Origin of the sequence: Neobacillus drentensis, assembly GCF_036965245.1 — a bacterium.
Taxonomy (GTDB): domain Bacteria; phylum Bacillota; class Bacilli; order Bacillales; family Cytobacillaceae; genus Neobacillus; species Neobacillus drentensis_G.
Window position 1 is genome coordinate 1 of the sequence record NZ_JBALPG010000102.1, and the last position, 22364, is coordinate 22364.

Genomic DNA, 22364 nt, shown 5'->3' on the forward strand with positions numbered 1-22364 from the left:
AGGAATAGAGGTAAGGAGAAAATTAAAAATATCTCTACTACATTCCCATTTGTATAAGAAACATTACTTCCAAAGAAGGTAAAAATATCAACAATAAAAGCTGTTAATAAATAGCTGATAACAAACACATATTTTATCCATGATATCTTATTTACCTTATTTAAATAAAGGGAAACTGGAATCAATATTATTAAAACAAAATAGGTAAGATACCAAAGATTACTGGGTAAACCACTCTTCTTATCCGTTATAAAAACAGGTAAAAGGTAATAATAAAAAAAGTCATATCCTATAAAAATTATATAGAAAAATAAAAACACCAAACTAATAAGGATATGTGTGCCGCCGAGATCTAAACGGGGGTCTATTGCCAGTCGTCTGCTGTTTTTGAGGATTTGGGCTGGACTAATCGAGTTTGATTAGTTGGGGAGAAGGTAATCTGATGTTTTTTAAACAATTTGAATCACTTGATGAACTCAAGAGAAGCGTATACCTGTGGGTTGTTCCGTGTATTTTTATTGCTCTTATTTTAAATACACTAATGCAAAATGTTGATGTCGAAAATAAACTTAATTTTATTATAAATAGCACACTTACAGTTTGGTTTGTAATCAGTTGGATATTGCTATATAAGAATCGTTTTATACGGTTTATCGAATATTCTAACTTGATTTTAATCAGTGTGTACCACGTCACCACATTTTTTGATGCCGTCCATAATTATTTGAATCAAATTGGCGGATCTTTAGGTGACTTTATTGTTTGGATGCCAATCTATTTTATGTTTGTTTTTTTAACCCTAGGGATAAAGCGTGGTTTTTACTTCTCAATAGGTATTTTCGCCATTACTTTGACAGATGGAATGATGTACATGAACCGCCTTTCCTTAATGTCGATTGATTCCTTATTCCAATATTACTTCGCAAGCTTTGTCTATATTATTGTCTTTTTATATGCCCAGCATATGTTTAAGTCATGTGCCAAGGTGGAAATGTTTAAAAAGTACGCCTACGTAGATGCCTTAACGGGAATTGCCAACCGGCATCAAATTGATGAATGGCTAGAAAATAAGTTGAACGACTGCAAAGAAATGCACATGAGTTTTTCAATCATCTTTTTTGATATCGATCATTTTAAGACGGTTAATGACCTTTATGGACATAAAATTGGTGATTCTGTTTTAAAGGAGTTGGCCAAACTTATCCAAATTAACCTAACCAACCGTGACCTTTTAGGCCGTTGGGGCGGGGAAGAGTTTATTGTGATCACCGATGTTTTAGGTAAGGATGCTGAAAGACTTGCTGAACTTCTTAGAGAAAAGGTTCAAGAACATATTTTTAATGGCGCGGGTCGACTTACTGCAAGTTTTGGCGTGACACAATCTCACACTGATGATACGATTGATTCCTTATTGAGCAGGGCAGACGAAGGATTATACCAATCAAAGAACTGTGGCAGAAACATGGTTAGTACTATTTGTTAGATTGTAACTTTGGTAAGGGAGTTTCAAAAAACTCTCCCATCAATTAAAAGAAAAAAATCGCAAGGAGAGTATCTCTTGCGATTTTTTCTTTATATAAAAGGACATGTTTTGGGGGTTTGCCATTTCACTTTATTTAGAATTTCATATTTTATTAGTAACGAACACATCAAAAAGTAAACTGGTCAATTTAATTTAGGGGGTGGAGTTTTGAGAAATAGAAGGAGAAAAAATCCGTTTTCATGGTGCATTTTTCCAGGTTATCGATGGTGCGGGCCTGGATGCAGCGGGCCAGGTGCACCCATTAATGATGTAGATGCCTGCTGCCAGAGACATGACCGCTGCCTAAGTCGAGGAATCTCCCCTTGTCAGTGTGATGCTGAATTTATGGAGTGCCTCCGCTCTAAAAAGAATAGGCATACGGATAAAGGAAGGAAAGCTGCACTCATGTATGATTTTATGAAAGTAAAGACATCGTTAACATGCGGCCGGCAGTATCGATATAGGTGATTTTTACAACATATAAAAGTGGAGTTCTTTAATTTAATTTTTCCTATTTATTGGATACTAATATAAAAATAATATAAAAAGGAAAAACCGTCGCTAAGGCGGTTTTTTAGATTGGAATTGTCTAATCCTACCAAAAAAAGACGAGCAGTTGCGTTGAAAAAACTTTGAATTTCAGTGAATATAGAGATAAAGTCGATTTTCGAAAGGGTGAACATTATGTATATTATCTATTGGTTCCTTAAATTTGGATGGCTTCTGCTGATCATATTCATTGGAAACATATATTTGAGTAACTTCGGCTTATGGTCTGTAGTTATAGGTGTTGCCCTATTTTTATTAGGGAATCTGCTGATCAATAAAAAAATGGACCATTACAGTAAACAATTTTTTTTAAGAAGGTTCCCTGTCTTAGCCGAGTTGGAATCCGGAGAAATCATTCATATTGAACTGAAAAATGAAGAAAATTTACTGAATAAAGTCTTTATCACTTTATCTAATTCTGAAATCTTAATTGGCAAGAAACAGTTTCCTGTTGTAGAAATAGATAAATTATTGGCTGGAAGGAAAAAGACGCAATGGATAAGACTTAAGAATGTAAAAGCCATTAAGAAAGAAGAATCTGTTTAACGGCAAATTTGCTGAATGCCCTAAATTCGGACTCCGCAATCGGGGGATTGCAAGGAATTATTTTTCAAACAGCTGGAATCCATATGGAGGAGAATTCATAATGAAAGAGCTTGGAAGTTTAGGCTCTTTTTATGTTGTAAAGGTTAATTGATTCCTATTAGAAATTGAGGAACTATCCGTTCTGGTAGCCAATAACCTCTATTGGCGGTCCGTCTTTCTCTTATTGGATAGCCAACAATCCCTAGTAAAAGTTTTGTAGTCCCATTACAATTTTGACAAAAAGATTGAGAAAAGCACATCAAATCTAACCCCTAAAAATATTCACCGAGCATTTATACGATTCTCCCGACTTTTCATGATTAAGCGGATAAATAAATAAAGAATGAATCCAATTAAATAGATTCCTGAAATGAGACAAATATACGAAAGCGGTTTTGTTTTTAAAGATATTAAAAAAATATCAATCGGATAAATTTCACTACAATAGTGCACATTCTGTGGTGTAAAAATAAACATCGGCTTGCACTCTGATTGGGATTCATAGGTAATTTTACTCGTGATAAAAAAGGATTTCATAAAGGTGAGGATAAAAATAGGTACGCTAAAAACCCAAAAAACCCACCATTTTTTCATAGGTAGCCACCTCTAATTGGTTATATTTCCATTATAGTGTAATTTTACACCAATCTCCTAATAATTGAAAGAATTTTTTTATTATTCTCTTTCTATCTTCGAAACTATTCTATAATCATATTGAATGTCTTTTTTTATTGGTAAATTACTGAATTTTAAAAACTGTAACTTTTTTCAATGTATTGCGTCTCTCTAGTATCTAAACGGGAGGAACAGAAATGGAGTCGATTAAAGATCAACTATTTTTTCAGTGGTATGAGGAGTATAGTGTGTCCCTTTTAAAATACATATACGCAATCGTTCAAGAACCTCAAACGGCAGAGGATCTGTTACAGGAAACTTTTCTTAAGGTTTATGAAAAATATGACAGCATTCAAGACATGTCTAAAGTGAAAAGCTTTTTATTTAGAGCAGCACACAATACAACGATGGATTTTTTTCGCAAAGAATCGAAAGTAAAAAAGCTGCTGAATGTCCTCAAAAAAGAGAATGTTAAATATCCCTCAACAGAAAAAATAGTAGAAATTAAAGAAGAAGGAAGAATGTTATTAGCAGCATTGAAACGACTAAAGCCGTCACAACGTGAGGTATTTGTGTTACGAAAAATCAAGGAATTTTCTATAAAAGAAACTGCGGAAATATTAGAGTGGTCAGATGCCAAAGTAAAAACCACTCTCCACAGAGCCACCAATAATCTTGAGAAATTCTTATTGATGGAGGATGAAACAATTGAATGGTCGTCAACCGTTAGTTTATAAGGTAAATAAGTTAGAAGAAGAAATCATTTGGGTAAATGAAAGAAAAGATATCGTAAAAAAACTATTGCGTGAAAAAATTGACAAAAAATCTAAGGTACGGCGCCCTATTCTAAGTTGGGAATGGTTTAAAGTCTCGATGTCATTAGTCGCCGTGGGTTTATTATGTTTTATCCTAATTGGCAACCAAGCCAATAAAAAGAATGACTTTCAAGAAATCCACAGTGCAGATTCTGTTTATTACAGCTGGCATAACCTTGAAATTAGACCAGTATTGCCACCAGAGAATATAAAGTTAGCTGGTTTTGAGAGTTATCCATGGATGATTAAGTATAAAAAAAACTTTGATTTAAAGGATTCACAAAAAAGAGCATCATATAAGATAATGAGACCCTCAATTGATGTAAATATGCCATTAGAGATATCTAGAGGAGTAATCGAATATCCTCCCGGACTTTCAGCGAAAAATTTTAATGGCCCTTTAATGTATTGGGATATTTGGCATAAAGGGGATAAATGGGTTTACGTAAGACAGTCATTAGCTGAAGAGAGTGAACAACTGCTAAATAAAAAGGGAAAAAAGGTGATCTGGAAGATTCATTCGAATGAAAAGGTAATTCCTTTCAAAGACAAGGACGCAATTTCTATTACAAGAGATTTATGGGAATCAGGAACAAGAATAAGCATGTATGTTAAAAATAAAAATAAACAAGTCATTCATTTGGAATTAACAGGAAACATTAGTGAAGGCGAATTAATGAAACTTGCACACTCATATTTGAAATAGATCAATTTATTAAATTTCAATAGACCACATTCGTCAGATAGTTAATCATTAAAATTGGTATAAAATAAATTTTCCCTATAAAAATCACCCGATTTTATTTGGAGTGATTTTACGATAGCTAGGTCTTTTTCTAGACTCTAGCCATCGTATCTTCATACCCCAATACAGAATAATTGTCATATTCTATTCATTTGCATCACTATTTTCCGCAGCATTATTGGTTTCAACATTTTGAGTAGTACTTGATGTAACTGATCCTTGGTTTATGCGAGTGTTTTTTAAATCAAAATATGCTTTAAAAATTTCATCAGCTATTTCTAAATTAGTATGTGTTTTATCAGTAGTTGACCATGGGACGACAACTGAAATAGCAATTTCAGGATTGTCATATGGAGCATAGCCGACAAAGGTTACATTCCATAACATTGGGTGGCCTGGTAAAGGCCCATCATATAATGCTTCTGCTGTGCCTGTCTTCCCAGCAATCTTATATTGTTTATTTTTGATTGTGCCATATCCTGTGCCTTGGGGATCATTGACGACCAATTTTAACCCCTCTTGAACATGTTTAATCCAAGATTCTTTCATATCAACTTTATTTAATATAGTTGGATTAATTTCTTGAATAATAGGACCAAGTTCATCCGAATTACTAGTTGGCTTCCGAATTTCTTTTGCTATATGCGGTTGAATCCGAAAACCACCATTTGCAATGGTTGAAATATACTGAACAAGTTGCAATGGCGTATATGTGTCATATTGTCCAATTGCATAGTCTAGAACTTTACCGGCATCAGGGGGTATTTGTCCAGCACCGTATCCTGTTTGTTCACCAGGGAGATCAATTCCCGTTCTAACCCCTAATCCAAATTGAGCAAAGTTTTTTCGGAATTTGTTTATAGCTTCAACTTTGTTTATGGTTAAAGGCCCATTTGGAATATACGTTTGTTGCCCGCCAATTTTCATAGCCGTTAAGAACATATATACGTTGGATGATCTTTTTAAAGCATATAAATCATTAATGGAACCAAATCCTACCGAGTTCCATGATTTTTTTACATTTGTACCCTTAAACTTCAAAGGTTGATCATATAAGCTTTGCCCTGGAACGATTGCACCTGTTTGATACCCGGTTAATACGGTTGCTCCTTTTACAACAGAACCCATTGAATAGGAAGTGGTCATGTTTCCTAATGCAAAATCTCTTACTTCGGTTTTTTTTGATTCATTATCTACTACATATTGCTTACCGGCCATAGCAAGCATTTCCCCTGTTTTTGGATTCATAACGGAGACTAGGGCTCTATCCATATAGGGCTGACCAACTTTAGCTTGACTTAGTTTATCTTGAATTATCGCATCAATCTTTTGTTGAAGTTCAATATCAACTGATAAAACTAAATCATTCCCACTTTTTCCTTCTTTAAATACTTGAGATTCCAAAACATTCCCTGATTTATCCGTAACATTCCTTACCGTTTCTTTTTGACCTTGCAAGACTTCTTCATACTGTTGTTCAATATAACTCTTTCCTACACGATCATTTCTGCTATATCCCTGAGCTAGTAAGTAATCGAGACTATCTTTAGGCAAACCTTCTTTTGAACTTGTTACTTTCCCTAAAACGGAGCTTAATGGTCCATTTCCTTCCGAATCTTTAAATACAAAATCCCTGTCCCAATCTGTTGTCGTATCCACTCCTGGTAAGGAATCAAGGTGTTCACTTACAACCGCATACTCTTCATCGGACACATCTTTATTTTTTATGATATGTGGCGATAACGCTTGCCCGCTAGACATCTCGCGAAAAATTGCCAATACTTCTAGTTCTTCTTTCGAAAAAGAATTAAGTTCTTCTTCCGTAATTCTTTCCCTAGTTAAATCATAAATTACCTTATCATATTCCTTTTTATCTAACTCTTTTTTTTGTAGCCTAGCTTTATCTTTTTTCGTTATTTTGGCATTAGCTAAATTGGGATGTTTCATGATCCAGAAGTCTTGACGATCTCGCTTTGTAATTGATTTGAAATCTTCCTCAGAGTCTTTATTAATGAGATTAGCTAATTCCGTTGCAATGTCTAACATTTCATCTAGTTTAACTGAATTGGATCGAGTATAAGTAATGGCTTTTAAAGGTTTATTTCCAACAATCAGTTTTCGATTCGTATCATATATTTTCCCCCGCGGCACAGATGAATTAATTGGAACAATCTCTTTTTGGTCTATCTCCCGCTGGAAATTCTCTCCAAGTACAATCTGTAACATTCCTAGTCGAAGAATGAGAGTTGAAAATAATATAAAGACAACAAAGAATATGATGTTTATTCTAAATGAGACATTCCCTTTTTTCTTTTTTTTCATTTTATTCAATTTAGACAATCCTCTCCATTTGGTAAAACTTTCATCTATTAATCTACTATAATAAAAATACAATATTTTGGAAAGTTGCTTTTATGAAAAATTATTTGGATTATGTTAGAGGGCATCTTTATTCCAAAGTGCCTAAATATATTGACTGTATTTTGCTTGTAAAAGTTTCATAAAAACTAGTGCAATTAATTGTTTTATCAATTAATTAAATTGTTATATCATTAAAATACAGAATTATTTAAAAATAGTGAAGAGAGGGCTTTTCTATATGTCTAACCGTGAGAGCCATTCTTTCGTATCAGTCATAGTTTGAGAGGGGATTTTTGAAATATAATTTAGTTTTAATGGAGGAGAATATATTGAACATACTACTACAAAAGGTCTTGGAGCTTGATCTAGCTTACCTTGATACCTTTACAAACCGACAAAACACAACTTGGGGTTACTTTTTTTATAATGAAGACCAGCCGTCCTATTTTGATGCTAATCATGCGCATATTCATGAGGTTCCTGAAAATCCCAGGGATGTGATAGAGGAAGTGATTCAGTTTTATCAGGAAAGAAATATAATACCGCGCTTTTATCTTTATAATCTTGAAAAACTATCCGAATTCATGAATGAATTAAAGGCTTACAAATTTGGCTTTGAGGAACTAGTCAGCCCAATTCAAATCTGGAACAAAGAAATCAATGGGCATAAAAGAAGTGATCGCGTTACGATTGAAAGAGTGACGGAAGATAATTTTAATGAGGCATTAGAAATCGAATGCAATATTAAGGAGTTTGGCGGAAGGGAGGTAAGGGAAAAGGCCTTTCCTGAGGAGTTTAAACACCCTGCTTTCACGCATTATCTTCTTCGCTATGATGGGGAAGCATGTGCAACAGCTTGTATATTCGAACATGGTGATCAAGCCCGTATGGAGAGCGTCGCAACGAAGGAGGAATTTAGAGGTAAGGGGCTAATAGGCGAGCTTATTTACTTCCTGCAGGCAGAAGTGAAGAAAAGGGGAATAGAGGATTTATGGATTTTTCCAATCAATGAAAAAATCGAAAAGGTTTATGCGAAATATGGATTTATAACGGCAGGTAAATTTATTACTGGTCATGCCTTTTTAGGTGGGAGAAGTATTAAAGAAATTCAGGAAGGCTAGAATTCTTAACAGCCATTTTGGGCGTGAATAATCATACATATTCACGCCCTTTCCTTATTTTTTACGAGGAATGATATAACCATTTTCAATTTTATCGAATCCAATTCGAGGATAGTAATCCATCGCCGCAGGTGCGGCAAGAAGTAATAATACTACTTCGTCGCCAATCTGTTCTTGGATAAGTCGGACTAACTCTTTACCGATTCCCCGTTTTTGATAGTCTTTGTTCACCGCTAAATCAGATAAATAGCAGCAATAGCTGAAATCTGTGACCGCTCTTGCAATACCAACTAATTTTTGATCAACCCAAGCTGTAATGAGCAAATCCGCGTGTTCAATCATTCGTTGCAAGCGGGGGAGGTCATCAACTGGTCTTCTTATCCCAGAGGTTTTAAATACATCTGATAATTCCTCCGCTGTAATAAGTGCCCCAATCTTATAGTAGATTCCTTTACCTTCTGAAAAATTCATCGTAAACATCATCCCTTCCTTCTTTATATGTTTGATTATAAAGATAATCTGATATGGTCAAAAGGGTCAGATATAATATAATTAACCATACCAGATCGATTGGGGAGGGAAGAGAATGCTAGAGATAACTTTTGATTTGGATCACAGGAGTGGGGAACCGTTATATATACAACTCTATAACTTTTTCAAAAATGAAATTCAAGTTGGAAAAATTGAACCTGGGGAAAAGCTGCCTTCAAAAAGGAAACTCGCCCTCCATCTAGGAGTCAGTCAAAATACGATCGAAACAGCGTACGAACAATTACTTGCAGAAGGATATGTAGAAAGTGTGGAGAGGAAGGGTATCTACGTGAAGGAACTCAATCGAGATTTGTTTCTTCACGTTACCGATGTCCCAAATACTACGAAAGAAATATATGAAGAATCAAGGGAGCAATACCTTTTTGATTTTAGTCAGGGAAATATAGCGCTTGAACATTTTCCGTATTCTATTTGGAGGAAGTTAACTATCCATAGTCTATATGAAGAGCAAAGCTCCTATTTTTTAAATGGCGAACCTCAAGGAGAATTACCGCTCAGAGAGGAAATAGCTAAATACTTGTATCAATCAAGAGGAGTAAGATGTTCGGCCAATCAAATTATTATCGGTGCCGGTACACAATATTTAATTGCTTTCTTAACGATGATCATTGGGAGAGATGCGATTTATTCAATGGAGGAACCGGGATTTCATCGAACAAGGGATGCTTTTAAAGACCAAGGAGTTACATTAAAACCAATCCCACTTGATCAAGACGGAATCGAAATAAAACACTTATATGACAGTAATGCAAATGTAACGTATGTAACTCCCTCTCACCAATTTCCAAATGGAATGGTTATGCCGATTACAAGAAGAATGGAATTATTAAAATGGGCGGAGGAAAAGGAACGGTATATTATTGAAGACGATTATGATGGTGAATTCAGATATAAGGGAAAACCAATCCCGTCACTACAAGGATTAGACAATAACGGTAAAGTGATCTATTTAGGGACCTTTTCAAAATCTTTGATTCCTTCGATACGCATTAGTTATATGGTATTACCCAATAGCTTACTAGAAAAATACAGCCAGCATTTTACCATCTACAAGCAGACCGTTTCTCGATTGCATCAACACACACTATGGCAATTTATGTTCAATGGGCATTGGGAAAGGCATTTAAATAAAATGAGAACCGTCTATCGGAAGAAGCAAAATACATTGATCAGCTCAATTGAAAAATATATGGGCCGACAAGCCACCATTATTGGAGAGGATGCAGGCTTACACATTTTATTAAGCCTTCAAAATCATATGTCAGAAATAGAACTAATTGAAAGGGCTAAGGAAAAAAAAGTAAAAGTGTATCCAACCTCTGTTTATTATGAGAATGATCATCCTGACCAAAAACCGATGATTCTATTAGGTTTTGGTGGTTTAACAGAGAATCAAATAGAGCTTGGAATTCGATTATTAAAAGAGGCGTGGGAGATGAAAAAATAGGGTTGTTGCTCGTACTATTAGTTTTGAGTTTTTAATTGAGCCCGTTTTTGGAAGATCAAAAAGATGATACTAAGTTTTATTTTTCTTCAGCACTATTTTCCGATTATCGTTAATCCCTAATGAAGGCTAAATCGGTTTGGGTTTTCTTTCGGAAAGTCCTTCATCGCCCTTATGAAGGACAAATCGTGTTGGGTTTTCTTTCGGAAAGTCCTTCATCGTCCAAATGAAGGCCAAATCGGTTTGGATTTCCCCTCGAAAAGACCTTCATCGCCTAGATGAAGTCCAAATCGGTTTAGGTTTCCCCTCGAAAAGGCCTTCATCGTCCTAATGAAGGCCAAATCGGGATGGGTTTTTTCACGAAAAGACCTTCATCGTCCAAATGAAGGCCAAATCGAGTTGGATTTTCTCACGAAAAGTCCTTCATCATATAATTTTAGATGTACCTAAAAATTTAGTCCCATATCAATGGTCTCTCCAAACCAACCATTCGTAAGTATTGTAAGAATTGTCCTGTATGAACCGCATCATGGTAGGCAATCCGTAAAAGCATATCCCCTAAATATCGCTGATAGCCAACGTCGCTTCGATCAATAAGTTGAGACTCTAACTCCTTAGCTGTAAGGGATTGAACATATGAAATAAAATCATCAAAATACGGTTTCGATAGTTCAATTTCTTTTTCAACAGATTGGACGGGTTCTTGATCGAATGGGGCGGTCGTTTCTGTTTTAATAGATCCTCTATTTCTTAAAACCATATGATAATAGAAACTTGCACTCCATACATGACGAATCATTTCCCCAAAGGACAACGCCTCTTTATCGGGTCGCCAGTCAATCCAGCTATCGGGAAGAGATCTCCATAATATAATGGAGCGCCGGCGGGTTTCTTTTAAATTCAATATACTAAGATCAATTGCATTCATACTAAATTCCTCCTTGTTATCATCCAGTATCATTGTAATAAAAATACATTTAGGGTATCATCGAAATATGAATGTATATCCGAATTTTTCTTATATTGCAAAATTAATGGCTGAACCAACAAGAGCCATCATTTTAGATTGTTTAATGAATGGTCAAGCACTTCCAGCTAGTGAATTAGCTTACATGGCGAAAGTATCACATCCAACCATTAGTTCCCATCTTGCAAAACTGGTTGAAGGGAATTTACTTGTTATGGAACAGCACGGTAGACACCGCTATTACCGACTTGCCAGCAAGGAAGTTGCAGAAGTGATCGAAAAGTTAGGAACAATCGCACCCCCTGTTGAAATTCGATCATTACGACAGTCTAGCCAATTAAAACAGGTCCGTTTTGGCCGAACTTGTTATGATCATCTTGCAGGAGAACTTGGTGTAAAAGTAACCGATGCACTTATTGAAAAAGAAATAGTATTTCTTGAGGATGGTTTATACGCTGTAACAAAGAAAGGAAAAGAGTGGTTTCTTCAATTTGGAATTAATATTGAAGAAGCAAATATAAAAAGGAGGACATTTGCAAAGCCCTGTCTTGATTGGAGTGAGAGACGCTATCATATTTCTGGCTGGTTAGGGTCAGCGATTGCCACTCGTTTTTTTGATCACGGTTGGATTACAAAAGTAGAAAAGACCCGTGCGGTTCATCTTACACCAAAAGGAATAGATGCATTAAAAAATTCTTTTGGTATTACGATTGTTTAGGAATGAAATAAATAGGAAAACCTGTCAAGGGGCAGGTTTTTTAAATTATAAAGAAATACATTAATTAGAAAATACCCCTTGATTTCTTGCCCAATTGCATTAGTTAAAAAAGTAATTCTACAAAAACAAATGAAAAGTTCCATTTAACTTAAAACTAAAATGCTTAAAAAGCATCCTTTTTGTATCTATAACTATCTATATTCTTTTAACCATGTATCTAAATCATTAAAACTATTAATCAGAATGTTCTCATCGTGTCCTAGTTGCATGGTTTTATTTTTAAAGCTGATTCCAAAGTGATGAAGATAAACGCCATGTTCTTTTAGGGATTGGAGTATTTGAAAGGCTCTTTGAAGTTCTTTTATTTTATTTTCAGCTGTTACTTCATAGCCTTCCATCGAAATTTCGATTTCAAGTGTTGTACAGGTTCTATAGTCAGGGATTTGAGAGTTCTTAATTTCAGATTTTTTAATGTCAGCTATTTCTATAGAGAAATTTACTTGAACGGGATAGATTTTTTCGATAATTGGACTTAACTCTTTTTTTGCTTGGTATCGCCATGTTTCGTATTCGTAGGCATCCTCTGTTTCTTTTGTTCGATTATTTTCACCGACATAAAAGCTGATTTTTGGCTGATTTTTAGCATAGGCAGTCGCATGATAGGTGCTGTGGAAAAAGTCATAGGTTATTTCATCGATAGTAAACTCTGTTTTGTATTTATTGTCTAGGTACTTCTCAAATTTGCTTGTATGTTTTATTAAATTCCAAGGGAATCCGTAGAAAAAGTAAAATATGAAACCTCCAATGAGGACAGCTATTGTTGCTAATATAAGGAATGCCTTCGATTTGAAAAAATTCACCGGACAACACGCCTTCCCTTAATCAGATGCTTTTCTCTTTTTTTTTATCTTAACATAAATATCCAACTTAACTATGGGGTTAGTAAATAAATGGAATTATGAGCCCGGATTACATATAATGAATACTACATAAACTGATTCTGGAGGATGTATGGCGAACAAAACGATTGTGTTTACTGGCGGCGGTTCGGCGGGTCATGTCACCCCTAATATTGCGATTATCAATGAAATGGGCGCAGATTGGACGATTCATTATATTGGTTCTAAAAACGGGATTGAAAAAGAGCTAATAAGGAAAATAAATATCCCTTATTATGGGATTAGCAGTGGAAAACTTAGAAGATATATAGACTTTGAAAACTTCGTCGATCTTTTTAGGGTGATGAAAGGTTGTATGGAGGCACGGAAGATTTTAAAGAAACTGAAACCTGATTTAGTGTTCTCTAAAGGTGGCTTTGTGTCAGTTCCAGTTATTGTTGCTGCTAAATCTTTAAGAATCCCAATTTTTATTCATGAAAGTGACATGACACCAGGATTAGCTAATAAAATTTCGCAAAGATTTGCGACCAAAATATTTACCTCTTTTGAAGAGACGAAGAAATTTTTTCCGAAAAATAAAACAATGGTTATTGGTTCGCCGATTAGAAGAGAAGTTTTCAACGGGTCGCGGGAAAAAGGCAGAGAGTTCCTTAGCTTTACCTCAAACCTTCCCATCTTGACTATAATGGGTGGCAGTTTAGGTGCCAAGAAAATTAATGAGGCAGTTAGGGAGTCGTTAAATCAGCTAACTGCAAGGTATCAAATTGTGCATTTATGCGGTAAAGGTAACATAGATACCAATTTTTCTAATGTTCCCGGATATAGGCAATTTGAATATGTTCACGAAGAACTGCCAGATATTTTAGCTGCTACGGAACTTGTTATTACAAGAGGCGGTTCCAATGCCATTTTTGAATTTTTGGCATTAAATATCCCGATGCTAATTATCCCCTTAAGTTTACAACAAAGCAGGGGCGACCAAATTTTAAATGCAAAAGCTTTCAAAGAAAAAGGATATTCACTTACTTTAGCAGAAGAAAACCTTACTAGAGAATCGTTAATAAAATATATAGAGTCGGTTCAGAAAAAAAGTGAAGGATTTCGAAGGAATATGAAACTCTCACAAAAAGGGGAAGCATTGCAAACTCTAGTAAATGAAATTAATAAAACTCCATTAACCTAATGTTAAAAACGCTTGTTTTGGAGGAAATTTTTTATGCTATTTCATTTCAGTGAGAATCTGAATATTAAAGAGTTTATACCTCAACCACTGAGGTATGCCTCTAGTGGTTTGGGCGATTGATGAGGAAGCACTATGTCATTTATTACTTTCCAAGAGATTGCCCCCGTGTGACCAATTCAAAGTCAAACAATATCAGTGCAGAAGACGAAAAGTTAGAATTATATATCAAAGGTAAGGATTCGGTAGCTATCGAAATTGAGCGAAAAGCAGTATCTTGGTATCAAACCGTGAAAAATATTAGGAATGATGAAAAGTTATGGCTGTTGATTCAGCCTATTTTTTTGAATAAATAAGGATAATATTGGATTTTATTGTAGTTTGAATATTATACTAATTATGGATCGTTTTAACTATAAGGAGGATGGCAAATGGCGACTATTGATTTACAGAAAAAAAGTGTAAAGATTGTTTTGGAAAAGAAGAATTTAGCAGCGGTAAAGGCAAGAGTAGGGTTGGTATTAGATATTACTGGATCCATGAGAAACTTGTATAAGAATGGTACGGTTCAAAAAGTAGTTGAGCGAATATTAGCAATTGCTTCTCAGTTTGATGATGATGGTGTGTTAGATGTATGGGTTTATGATAATGAGTTTTCTAGATTAAAGCCCGTTACAGAGAGAGATTTTGATGGTTATGTGGATCGAATTATCCTTGAGGACGAGTTAGTACATAAATTCGGCAGAAATGATGAACCTCCTGTGATGAAGGACGTTTTAAGAAAGTATCTTGAAGATGATCCAAGCAAGGATCCCGCATATATAGTTTTTATCAACGATGGGGGCTGCAAAAAATCAATAAAGCCTATAATTGAAAGCTCGGCAAAACATCCGGTATTTTGGCAGTTTGTTGGAATTGGCAATGGCAATTTTGATTTTCTGAGTAAAATAGATACCTTGGAAGGAAGAGTAGTAGATAACGCAAACTTCTTGCATATTGAAGAAATCGATAAGATTTCTGATGATCAGCTATATAATTCCTTATTAAACGAATTTCCGAGCTGGTTAAAGGAAGCTAAGCAAAAACGGATCGTTACTATTGATCAAGAGGAGCAGGAATCATCTAGGGAGTCAGAACCGAAGAGGCAGGGCTTTTGGGGCAAATTATTTGGCCGGTAAACTAAAGTGATTAATTGAATAAAAAATTATTTTCAAGAAATACATCATTATCCATGCAAACCTAAGGCTCGAAAAATAAATTTTTTAAATAATAAAAAAGGCTATTTCCCTACCACAACACTTGATGATGTGGTATTTTTTGTATATGAATTCAAATATACGCTGTGAAAAGTTGGGTCAATGACCGGGGGGTATAAAGTTTGCGACATATTTTAATAGTGGACGATGATAAGGAAATTGTTCAATTGATCGCGATTTATTTACAAAATGAAGGGTATAAAATTTCGAAAGCTTTCAATGGCGAAGAGGCTCTAACTTTGTTTGAGAAAGAAAAGATAGACTTGATTGTATTGGATGTGATGATGCCAAAAGTGGACGGATTGGAAGTATGCAGAATTTTACGTGCCAAGCATCATGTTCCGATTATGATGGTTAGTGCCAAGACAGAGGATATGGACAAAATAACGGGTTTAATGAGCGGAGCTGACGATTACTTAACCAAACCATTCAATCCGTTGGAGCTAGTGGCCCGAGTTAAAACGCTGATTCGCAGGGCCTATTTATATCAAGAAGAACAGAACGATGACGAGATAATCAAGCTGGGAAGCCTTGAGGTAAATAAAACCTTTCATACAGTAAAAGTAAATGGGTGTCCGATATCATTAACTTCAAAAGAGTTTGCGATTCTTTATATCATGATTTCGAATTTAGGCAGGGTGTTTAGCAGTGAAGAAATCTTTGAACTAGTATGGAAGGAATCCTATTATTCTGCAAATAATACGGTGATGGTACATATCAGTAATTTACGCGAAAAGCTGGAAGACAAATTAGGTTATAAATTAATCAAAACAATCTGGGGAGTGGGGTACAAAATTGATGGATAAACAATCAACGTCCATTTATGCCAGATTACTTTCATATCTACTATATAGTCTGCTCGGTGCTGGAATTTCAACTGTCATACTAGCATATATCATTCGATTTATATATATATATTTCCCATTACCGATGGAACTAAATTATTTATACGCCAATATGAGGGATGCTTATGGATTTTGGAACTTATTCTTTATTGGTACGATTATTTTGACGGTCATCTATTATGCCTTAGCAATCAGAAATATAGCATCGTACTTTAAGATCATCAGCCATTCGGTAGATGAAATTTCGGAAGGTCGTCTTGATATGGAGATTCCGATTTGGAAGCATGGGGGATTAAGTCCGTTAGCACTAAACATAAATTCAATGAAGGAACAGTTAGAGTCGTTAATTGAAGATGAAAAGAAGGCGACCCAATCGAAAAACGAACTGGTGACAAATGTGTCTCACGATTTGAGGACTCCGTTAACATCCATTATCGGCTACTTACGATTAATTGAGGAAGATCAATACAGAGATGAAGTGGAACTTCGTTATTTTGTTGATATTGCTTATGAAAAATCCATACGGCTCAATCGTATGGTCAACGACCTTTTTGAGTTTACCAAAATAAATAACCGTGATCTTGCCTTAAAGCTGATCCCCTTTAATCTAATCGAACTGCTTAAACAGCTAGCGGCGCAATTTCATCCTGAATTAAAAAAGGAGAATATGGAGATAGAATTGAAAACTGCTGCGGATGAACTGATGATTGAGGCAGATCCTGATAAAATCATGAGGGCATTTGAAAACCTTATTTCCAACGCAATTAGGTATGGAAATGCAGGAAGAAAGATTACTCTCGTTGTTGAGGCAGAAGGCGGGAACTCGGTAGTGAAGGTTATCAATTATGGGAAAGTGATTCCTGCAAAAGCGATTCCTTTTATATTTGATCGGATGTACCGAATAGAACAGTCAAGATCGGAGGAAACTGGCGGAACAGGCCTGGGTCTAGCAATTGCAAAGGGAATTGTGGAGCGGCATCAAGGAGAAATTATCGTTTCAAGTAATGAGGCGGAAACGATATTTCAAGTTCAGCTGCCGCTGTCAAATAATCATTGAAGTGTATTTTAAACAACCCAAGACTGCGATTTGGCAGTCTTTTTCTATCTATAAAGTAATCATTAGGTATTCTTTAGGTTTTCTTAAGGTTTAATTTCGTCCCACTTTAGAAATAATGGCTATATTTGCTATAAACCATTTTTCTAGGAGTGCTGTTATATGAAAATAAAACATGTAGTAATCGGTTTGATTTTTCTAATCTTAGTAAGTTATGGAAGTCAGTTAACCGGAATTAAAACTGTCCGTGATCATTTCACAAAAACTAACAAAGATTCGATAAACCTGAGTTCTCCCATTCAAGGCGAAGCCGCTTTAGTTTTGGATTTGGATTCAGGAAAGGTGATCTATGAAAAAAATGATCATAAAAGGCTGTATCCGGCAAGTACAACGAAAATTTTAACCGCATTATTGGCTGTTGAATATGGGAAAATGACAGATCGAATTACGGTTGGAAAAGAAGCGCAACTCAAAACGGAGGGCGAAAGCTCTGCGTGGCTTAAAGAAGGGCAAGTACTTACACTAAGGGAATTGCTGGCCGGATTAATGCTTCCTTCCGGAAATGACGCTGCAAGAACCATCGCAGTCTATATCGCGAAAAAACAAATGAATAATCCTCATGTTTCAGAGGAAAAGGCATTAGACTATTTTGTTTCAATGATGAACAAAAAGGCGCAAGAGGTTGGGGCTAAAGACTCTCATTTTATGAATCCTCATGGACTGCATCATCCCAACCATTATATAACTGCCTATGATTTAGGGTTAATTGCCAGCGAGGCAATGAAAAATCCAATGTTTAAAAAAATTGTGAGCAGTAAGGTCTATTCAAATGAGGCCATCACCTATCAAAACAGTAATCAGCTGCTGGATTCAAACAGCCCATATTATTTTGAGGGGGCTAATGGAATAAAGACCGGTTTTACGGATGAGGCGGGCTATTGCCTTGTATCTTCAGCTGAAAGAAATGGAAAAAAATTAATGGCAGTAGTGTTAAAATCTAGCAAAAATAGTGTATGGAATGATTCAACAAAATTATTAACGAACGGCTTTACCTCATCAGAATACGTGAAAAAATAATCGTGAATAATGGTGCGTTACCAACAGAGAGGTAGCGCATTTTTCCATTAGGCTCTTTTCTAAAAAATGTTGATTCACCTTGTTATCTCCTCTAGTTCTCAAACTGCATGAATTCGTTTGGGTTGTTTCTGATAAACTTACCAATTATTTTTAATGTTGTAAGGGAATTATCGTTGAACCTACTGTTAAGTGGACTTATCAATTTGAGAAGTTCCGAATCATGGTTTAGGTCCTCATGTGTAACATAGAACTTTTCTAAACTTCGTGGATAGTTCCTTGCTGTAAGAATTTTTTCCATTTCCTTAAGGATCTGCAGCATAGAATCTGCGTTGAAATAACGAAGTCCTGCTGCAATTTCTGACCAAATCTTCGGCTGTGCCAAATAATAGGCGTTCCACCAATAAAATTCTTCTAATGATTTTTTTGCATGATTATAGAAAGCAAGGAACATAAACAGTGCACGTTGTCCATCTGTCAATTCTTCATAAAATTGAGATTTAATTTCATGATCACTTAAATGTGTTTGTTCACTCATTCTCACTTTATACACTTTGATGATTGGCTCGAAACATGCCGACCAGAGGACGGTATCGTCAATCGAATCGAATTCATGTCTGCTGATTATTAATAACATCATCTATTCACTCCTACATTATTTTTTGCAGGGTAAAATCTATACTTAAGGTTCCGACAAGGGCTTCTATCATGATCAAATTCTCTTTTGTTATAAAATATTTGTCAATAGGTTAATATATTCTTGATAAGAAAGAACAAGTTATGCTTTTATTGAAAAATATTTTCAATNNAAAAAATAATAAATTATTTTTTCCCAATGCTGAAATGAATCCGGTATTGGGATTTTTAATAGAGAAATCGAAATAAACCCTGGTAACTGACACACTATCAACCACTTTTTTCCCAATTATGCAGATAGATTTACCGTGATATGATATATTTTGAAAATTGAAACAAAATATATCATTAGGAGGCTTGGGAATGATGAAGAAAAGAACGTCACTAGTTTTGGCATTAGGATTAACGATGGGGTCTGTGTTACCGATTACGGCTGCAGCAAATACGATTCCGTACAATGTTACGGGGCAGAAGGAAGCGAAACAGTTTGGGAAAGATGTAAAGGTAAATTGGAAAAAAGGACAAGCGGTCCCATCCTTCGTTCATGGAAAATTATCGACTAAGACTCACAAAAATAAAGATGATATAAAGCAATTTTTAAAAGAAAATAAAGAGCTCTATCAATTAGATACTGACAAAGACCTGACATTGCTGGATGTAGAAACGGACAATCTTGGCAGCACCCACTATAATTTCGTCCAATCTGTCCAAGGAATTCCAGTTGACGGAGCAAAATTTAAAGTTCATACCGATAAGGACGGGATTGTGACGGCAGTAAATGGCGATGTGTTCTCGGAAGCTTCCTCTTATTTTAAAGGAAAGCTGAAAGCACAGGTCGCGAAAGACGCTGCTCTTGATAAGGCGTGGAATGCAATTAACGTCACTAAAGCGCAAACAGAAACCAATGCAGGAGTGGGCCTTGATGGCAAAAAGTTTGAGGATACCGTTGAAAAAGCAGAATTAGTTGTTTATAAAAAGGAAAATGACTTTTATCTAGCCTACAAAACAAACCTGCAATTTATTCAGCCATACCCGGCAAACTGGGTGGTATATGTGGATGCTGTAAATGGTAATGTCCTAGATTCTTATAATGCCGTGAATGACGCAGGTACTGGAATCGGCGTTCTGGGAGATACGAAAACGCTTAACACCAATTATTCCGACGGAACCTACTATTTGTATGATACAACCAAGCCAATGACGGGTGTGATTGAAACTAGAACGGCAGTTAATAAAACAAGGCTGCCAGGTAATTATTCTGTTGATCCTGATAATAACTTTAATGCGACGTCACAGCGTGCTGATGTTGATGCCCACTACTATGCTGGTGCTGTCTATGATTATTATAAAAACACATTTAATCGAAATAGTTTTGATGGAAATGGGGCAACACTTCGTTCAACCGTTCACTACGGCAGAAATTACAACAATGCATTCTGGAACGGGTCGCAGATGGTATATGGTGATGGTGATGGGACAACCTTTACATCATTATCCGGATCGCTTGATGTTATTGCCCACGAATTAACCCATGCGGTAACAGAAAGAACGGCGGGATTAGAATACAGATATCAATCCGGTGCACTGAATGAATCGATCTCCGATACGTTCGGGGTATTCCTTGATAAAGATGACTATTTAATCGGTGAAGATGTGTATACGCCGAAAAAAGCAGGCGATGCGCTGCGTAGTTTATCAAACCCAAGCCTTTATGGACAACCAGAGCATATGAGTAATTATGTTAATACGACTTCTGATAATGGCGGCGTCCATACGAATAGCGGTATTCCAAACAAAGCTGCCTATTTAACGATTTCCAATCTGGGAATATCTGTAGCAGAGAAAATCTACTATCGAGCACTTACTGTTTATTTATCACCAAAGAGTAACTTTAGCGACGCACGTGCCTCACTTCTTGCTGCGGCAGCCGATTTATACGGCACCGGCAGTACACAGTACAATGCTGTTGCATCTTCTTGGACACAAGTAGGGGTAAACTAATAATGAAAACAACAGCCATCACAATTTGTGATGGCTGTTGAATTTTTTTAGGATTAAATTGTATTTAATAAAAGGTCTTAATGGATGGATATAGAATATACTAATATTAACAATACTTTAAGTTAATTTTAGATAGAAATGCTTTTGGTTCCATCGATACAAAGGTGTTATCTAATTATATCCAAAGAAATCCCTACTAAAAAAAGAAAGGTGTTGTTGTAATTGGTAAGTTCTAAGTCTAAAAAGGAGCTTATTGGCTGGGGAAAATCACTATTGATCGCTGCAGCCATTGCCGTTATTATAAGAACATTTTTATTTGCTCCGTATGTCGTTGAAGGTGCATCAATGGAACCGACCTTACATAGTCAAGAGAAAATTTTTGTAAACAAAATGAACTATTCGAACAATATTAACAGAGGCGACATAGTCATTATTAAAGGGCAAACTGAAAATTATGTAAAAAGAATCATCGGCACTCCTGGCGATAAGATTGAAATGAACAATGACCATTTATTAATCAATGGGGAGCCCTATAAGGAATCCTATCTTTCAGAAAATCGTAAGGCAGCTGAGGAAATGGGAAGTCAGTTAACAGGGGACTTTGGACCAATTGTTGTCCCAGCCAACCATTATTTTGTAATGGGAGATAATCGCCTAAGAAGCATGGATAGCCGCAATGGTTTAGATTTTATCAAGAAAAAGGACATTGTAGGGAAAAGTGAATTTGTTATTTTTCCATTCTCGAATATTAGAGAAGTAAAGTAGTTTTTCGCGGGTGGTTTAGACTAGGGAATGGAGGGAATTATGGATAAACAGGAAATCATGGCAGAAAAGCTGAGTTTAATAGATTGGTGTGTTTCACTTAATGGCTTAACAGATGATATCTGGTTTATGCCTTTTAAGGTAGGGAGCTGGGGAATTGCAGATGTAATATCCCACTTTATTTCGTGGGATCAATTTTTATTGGACTATCGATTGCCTTTTATCATTCGTTCCACAGAATTTCCTGAGGTAAAAGTGGATGTTGAGAATATAAACGCTGAAGCATCACGTTATGCGAGGTCTGGAATAAATAAAGAATGTCTAATAAATGAATTTATTTCGAAAAGGAAAGAGCTAGTTTCTAAAATTGAGCTTATTCCAGCTGAAAGATTTCATGAACAGTTTATCATTGGTAAAAGCAGCTTGATATTATCAAACTATTTTTCAGATCTGATTGAGCATGACCGAACACATAGAAATCAAATTAACGATTTTTTAAAAGTTATGAAATCATAGTTGAAAAATGGATGAATTTTAAGGCGGCATCGTTGCGGCCTTTTTTTTGTTGAGTCGGAATAGACATGAGGGCAAAAAAAAGATTGGTGTCAGGCACCAATCAAATTATGGGAAGTTTTAAGAAATGAGCTCAATGAACTTATTTCC

23 protein-coding genes and 1 pseudogene are annotated in these 22364 nt (G+C 35.7%); 17 read left to right on the forward strand and 7 right to left on the reverse strand.

All coding sequences use genetic code 11. The features are described from left to right. Window positions 1-320 (reverse strand): annotated as a pseudogene (locus V7150_RS19070) (HD-GYP domain-containing protein); the annotation flags it as partial. A gap of 122 nt (window positions 321-442) precedes the next feature. Between V7150_RS19070 and V7150_RS19075 the strand changes: the two are divergent. The 3 genes from V7150_RS19075 to V7150_RS19085 all read left to right on the forward strand — a co-directional run bounded on the left by V7150_RS19075 (window position 443) and on the right by V7150_RS19085 (window position 2617). Further along, a complete protein-coding gene (locus tag V7150_RS19075) occupies window positions 443-1483 on the forward strand; it encodes a GGDEF domain-containing protein (protein ID WP_335521476.1) in 1041 nt (346 codons plus the stop codon). 207 nt (window positions 1484-1690) lie between these two features. Beyond that, the gene (locus V7150_RS19080) at window positions 1691-1990 is read left to right on the forward strand and encodes a phospholipase (protein ID WP_335521478.1); all 300 of its coding nucleotides are present in this window, start codon (window positions 1691-1693) and stop codon (window positions 1988-1990) included. A 207-nt stretch (window positions 1991-2197) separates the two neighbouring features. Further along, on the forward strand, window positions 2198-2617 hold the full coding sequence (locus tag V7150_RS19085) for a hypothetical protein (protein ID WP_335521479.1): 420 nt from the start codon (window positions 2198-2200) through the stop codon (window positions 2615-2617). Window positions 2618-2938: 321 nt separating this feature from the next. Here the strand turns inward: V7150_RS19085 and V7150_RS19090 are convergent, their stop codons facing one another. Continuing rightward, a complete protein-coding gene (locus tag V7150_RS19090) occupies window positions 2939-3250 on the reverse strand; it encodes a DUF4306 domain-containing protein (protein ID WP_335521481.1) in 312 nt (103 codons plus the stop codon). A gap of 218 nt (window positions 3251-3468) precedes the next feature. Between V7150_RS19090 and V7150_RS19095 the strand changes: the two genes are divergently transcribed. Next, entirely contained in the window at window positions 3469-4008 is a 540-nt protein-coding gene (locus V7150_RS19095; protein ID WP_335521483.1) for an RNA polymerase sigma factor, read from the forward strand. Further along, the gene (locus tag V7150_RS19100; protein WP_335521485.1) at window positions 3980-4792 is read left to right on the forward strand and encodes a hypothetical protein; all 813 of its coding nucleotides are present in this window, start codon (window positions 3980-3982) and stop codon (window positions 4790-4792) included. The genes V7150_RS19095 and V7150_RS19100 overlap by 29 nt, the downstream gene beginning before the upstream one ends. A 183-nt stretch (window positions 4793-4975) precedes the next feature. Here the strand turns inward: V7150_RS19100 and V7150_RS19105 are convergent, their stop codons facing one another. Further along, window positions 4976-7162 carry a peptidoglycan D,D-transpeptidase FtsI family protein gene (locus tag V7150_RS19105; protein WP_420490310.1) on the reverse strand — a complete coding sequence of 729 codons (2187 nt, stop codon included), beginning with the start codon at window positions 7160-7162 and terminating at the stop codon, window positions 4976-4978. Between the two features lie 359 nt (window positions 7163-7521). Here V7150_RS19105 and V7150_RS19110 point away from each other — a divergent pair, with 359 nt between their 5' ends. Further along, window positions 7522-8313 carry a GNAT family N-acetyltransferase gene (locus tag V7150_RS19110; RefSeq protein ID WP_335521489.1) on the forward strand — a complete coding sequence of 264 codons (792 nt, stop codon included), beginning with the start codon at window positions 7522-7524 and terminating at the stop codon, window positions 8311-8313. A gap of 54 nt (window positions 8314-8367) precedes the next feature. Here V7150_RS19110 and V7150_RS19115 read toward each other — a convergent pair whose 3' ends face one another. After that, a complete protein-coding gene (locus V7150_RS19115) occupies window positions 8368-8784 on the reverse strand; it encodes a GNAT family N-acetyltransferase (RefSeq protein WP_335521491.1) in 417 nt (138 codons plus the stop codon). Between the two features lie 115 nt (window positions 8785-8899). Here V7150_RS19115 and V7150_RS19120 point away from each other — a divergent pair, with 115 nt between their 5' ends. Next, entirely contained in the window at window positions 8900-10312 is a 1413-nt protein-coding gene (locus tag V7150_RS19120) for a PLP-dependent aminotransferase family protein (RefSeq protein ID WP_335521493.1), read from the forward strand. A 451-nt stretch (window positions 10313-10763) separates the two neighbouring features. Here the strand turns inward: V7150_RS19120 and V7150_RS19125 are convergent, their stop codons facing one another. After that, on the reverse strand, window positions 10764-11237 hold the full coding sequence (locus V7150_RS19125; protein ID WP_335521495.1) for a DinB family protein: 474 nt from the start codon (window positions 11235-11237) through the stop codon (window positions 10764-10766). Between the two features lie 67 nt (window positions 11238-11304). Here V7150_RS19125 and V7150_RS19130 point away from each other — a divergent pair, with 67 nt between their 5' ends. Next, on the forward strand, window positions 11305-11994 hold the full coding sequence (locus tag V7150_RS19130) for an ArsR/SmtB family transcription factor (protein ID WP_335521496.1): 690 nt from the start codon (window positions 11305-11307) through the stop codon (window positions 11992-11994). 191 nt (window positions 11995-12185) lie between these two features. On the opposite strand, the gene V7150_RS19135 is transcribed toward V7150_RS19130, so the two are convergent. After that, window positions 12186-12854: a hypothetical protein gene (locus V7150_RS19135; protein ID WP_335521499.1), complete on the reverse strand. Its 669-nt coding sequence runs from the start codon at window positions 12852-12854 to the stop codon at window positions 12186-12188. Window positions 12855-13005: 151 nt separating this feature from the next. Between V7150_RS19135 and V7150_RS19140 the strand changes: the two genes are divergently transcribed. From V7150_RS19140 to V7150_RS19165, 6 genes are all read left to right on the forward strand, one after another. After that, window positions 13006-14076: an undecaprenyldiphospho-muramoylpentapeptide beta-N-acetylglucosaminyltransferase gene (locus tag V7150_RS19140; RefSeq protein ID WP_335521501.1), complete on the forward strand. Its 1071-nt coding sequence runs from the start codon at window positions 13006-13008 to the stop codon at window positions 14074-14076. Between the two features lie 119 nt (window positions 14077-14195). After that, window positions 14196-14429 (forward strand): DUF6886 family protein, encoded by a 234-nt coding sequence (locus tag V7150_RS19145; protein WP_335521503.1) that lies wholly within the window; start codon window positions 14196-14198, stop codon window positions 14427-14429. A 75-nt stretch (window positions 14430-14504) separates the two neighbouring features. After that, entirely contained in the window at window positions 14505-15251 is a 747-nt protein-coding gene (locus V7150_RS19150) for a vWA domain-containing protein (RefSeq protein ID WP_335521505.1), read from the forward strand. Window positions 15252-15451: 200 nt separating this feature from the next. Next, window positions 15452-16135, forward strand: a complete 684-nt coding sequence (locus V7150_RS19155) for a response regulator transcription factor (protein ID WP_335521507.1) — start codon at window positions 15452-15454, stop codon at window positions 16133-16135. Next, the gene (locus V7150_RS19160) at window positions 16128-17231 is read left to right on the forward strand and encodes a sensor histidine kinase (RefSeq protein WP_335521509.1); all 1104 of its coding nucleotides are present in this window, start codon (window positions 16128-16130) and stop codon (window positions 17229-17231) included. The genes V7150_RS19155 and V7150_RS19160 overlap by 8 nt, the downstream gene beginning before the upstream one ends. 159 nt (window positions 17232-17390) lie before the next feature. Then, a complete protein-coding gene (locus V7150_RS19165; RefSeq protein WP_335521511.1) occupies window positions 17391-18305 on the forward strand; it encodes a D-alanyl-D-alanine carboxypeptidase family protein in 915 nt (304 codons plus the stop codon). A 91-nt stretch (window positions 18306-18396) separates the two neighbouring features. Here the strand turns inward: V7150_RS19165 and V7150_RS19170 are convergent, their stop codons facing one another. After that, the gene (locus V7150_RS19170; RefSeq protein WP_335521513.1) at window positions 18397-18942 is read right to left on the reverse strand and encodes a DMP19 family protein; all 546 of its coding nucleotides are present in this window, start codon (window positions 18940-18942) and stop codon (window positions 18397-18399) included. 362 nt (window positions 18943-19304) lie between these two features. On the opposite strand from V7150_RS19170, the gene V7150_RS19175 reads away from it, so the two are divergent. From V7150_RS19175 to V7150_RS19185, 3 genes are all read left to right on the forward strand, one after another. Continuing rightward, entirely contained in the window at window positions 19305-20939 is a 1635-nt protein-coding gene (locus tag V7150_RS19175) for a M4 family metallopeptidase (RefSeq protein ID WP_335521519.1), read from the forward strand. Between the two features lie 222 nt (window positions 20940-21161). Continuing rightward, a complete protein-coding gene (lepB, locus tag V7150_RS19180; protein WP_335521515.1) occupies window positions 21162-21704 on the forward strand; it encodes a signal peptidase I in 543 nt (180 codons plus the stop codon). A 39-nt stretch (window positions 21705-21743) separates the two neighbouring features. Then, window positions 21744-22217, forward strand: a complete 474-nt coding sequence (locus V7150_RS19185) for a DinB family protein (protein ID WP_335521517.1) — start codon at window positions 21744-21746, stop codon at window positions 22215-22217. Window positions 22218-22364 lie beyond the last annotated feature (147 nt).

Excerpts from the sequence above, each read along its gene's own strand:
- V7150_RS19075 (WP_335521476.1), top strand. The coding sequence starts at position 443 with ATGTTTTTTAAACAATTTGAATCACTTGATGAACTCAAGAGAAGCGTA.
- V7150_RS19090 (WP_335521481.1), bottom strand. The coding sequence starts at position 3,250 with ATGAAAAAATGGTGGGTTTTTTGGGTTTTTAGCGTACCTATTTTTATC.
- V7150_RS19095 (WP_335521483.1), top strand. The coding sequence starts at position 3,469 with ATGGAGTCGATTAAAGATCAACTATTTTTTCAGTGGTATGAGGAGTAT.
- V7150_RS19115 (WP_335521491.1), bottom strand. The coding sequence starts at position 8,784 with ATGAATTTTTCAGAAGGTAAAGGAATCTACTATAAGATTGGGGCACTT.
- V7150_RS19120 (WP_335521493.1), top strand. The coding sequence starts at position 8,900 with ATGCTAGAGATAACTTTTGATTTGGATCACAGGAGTGGGGAACCGTTA.
- V7150_RS19125 (WP_335521495.1), bottom strand. The coding sequence starts at position 11,237 with ATGAATGCAATTGATCTTAGTATATTGAATTTAAAAGAAACCCGCCGG.
- V7150_RS19130 (WP_335521496.1), top strand. The coding sequence starts at position 11,305 with ATGAATGTATATCCGAATTTTTCTTATATTGCAAAATTAATGGCTGAA.
- V7150_RS19140 (WP_335521501.1), top strand. The coding sequence starts at position 13,006 with ATGGCGAACAAAACGATTGTGTTTACTGGCGGCGGTTCGGCGGGTCAT.
- V7150_RS19145 (WP_335521503.1), top strand. The coding sequence starts at position 14,196 with ATGAGGAAGCACTATGTCATTTATTACTTTCCAAGAGATTGCCCCCGT.
- V7150_RS19150 (WP_335521505.1), top strand. The coding sequence starts at position 14,505 with ATGGCGACTATTGATTTACAGAAAAAAAGTGTAAAGATTGTTTTGGAA.
- V7150_RS19160 (WP_335521509.1), top strand. The coding sequence starts at position 16,128 with ATGGATAAACAATCAACGTCCATTTATGCCAGATTACTTTCATATCTA.
- V7150_RS19165 (WP_335521511.1), top strand. The coding sequence starts at position 17,391 with ATGAAAATAAAACATGTAGTAATCGGTTTGATTTTTCTAATCTTAGTA.
- V7150_RS19170 (WP_335521513.1), bottom strand. The coding sequence starts at position 18,942 with ATGATGTTATTAATAATCAGCAGACATGAATTCGATTCGATTGACGAT.
- V7150_RS19175 (WP_335521519.1), top strand. The coding sequence starts at position 19,305 with ATGAAGAAAAGAACGTCACTAGTTTTGGCATTAGGATTAACGATGGGG.
- V7150_RS19185 (WP_335521517.1), top strand. The coding sequence starts at position 21,744 with ATGGATAAACAGGAAATCATGGCAGAAAAGCTGAGTTTAATAGATTGG.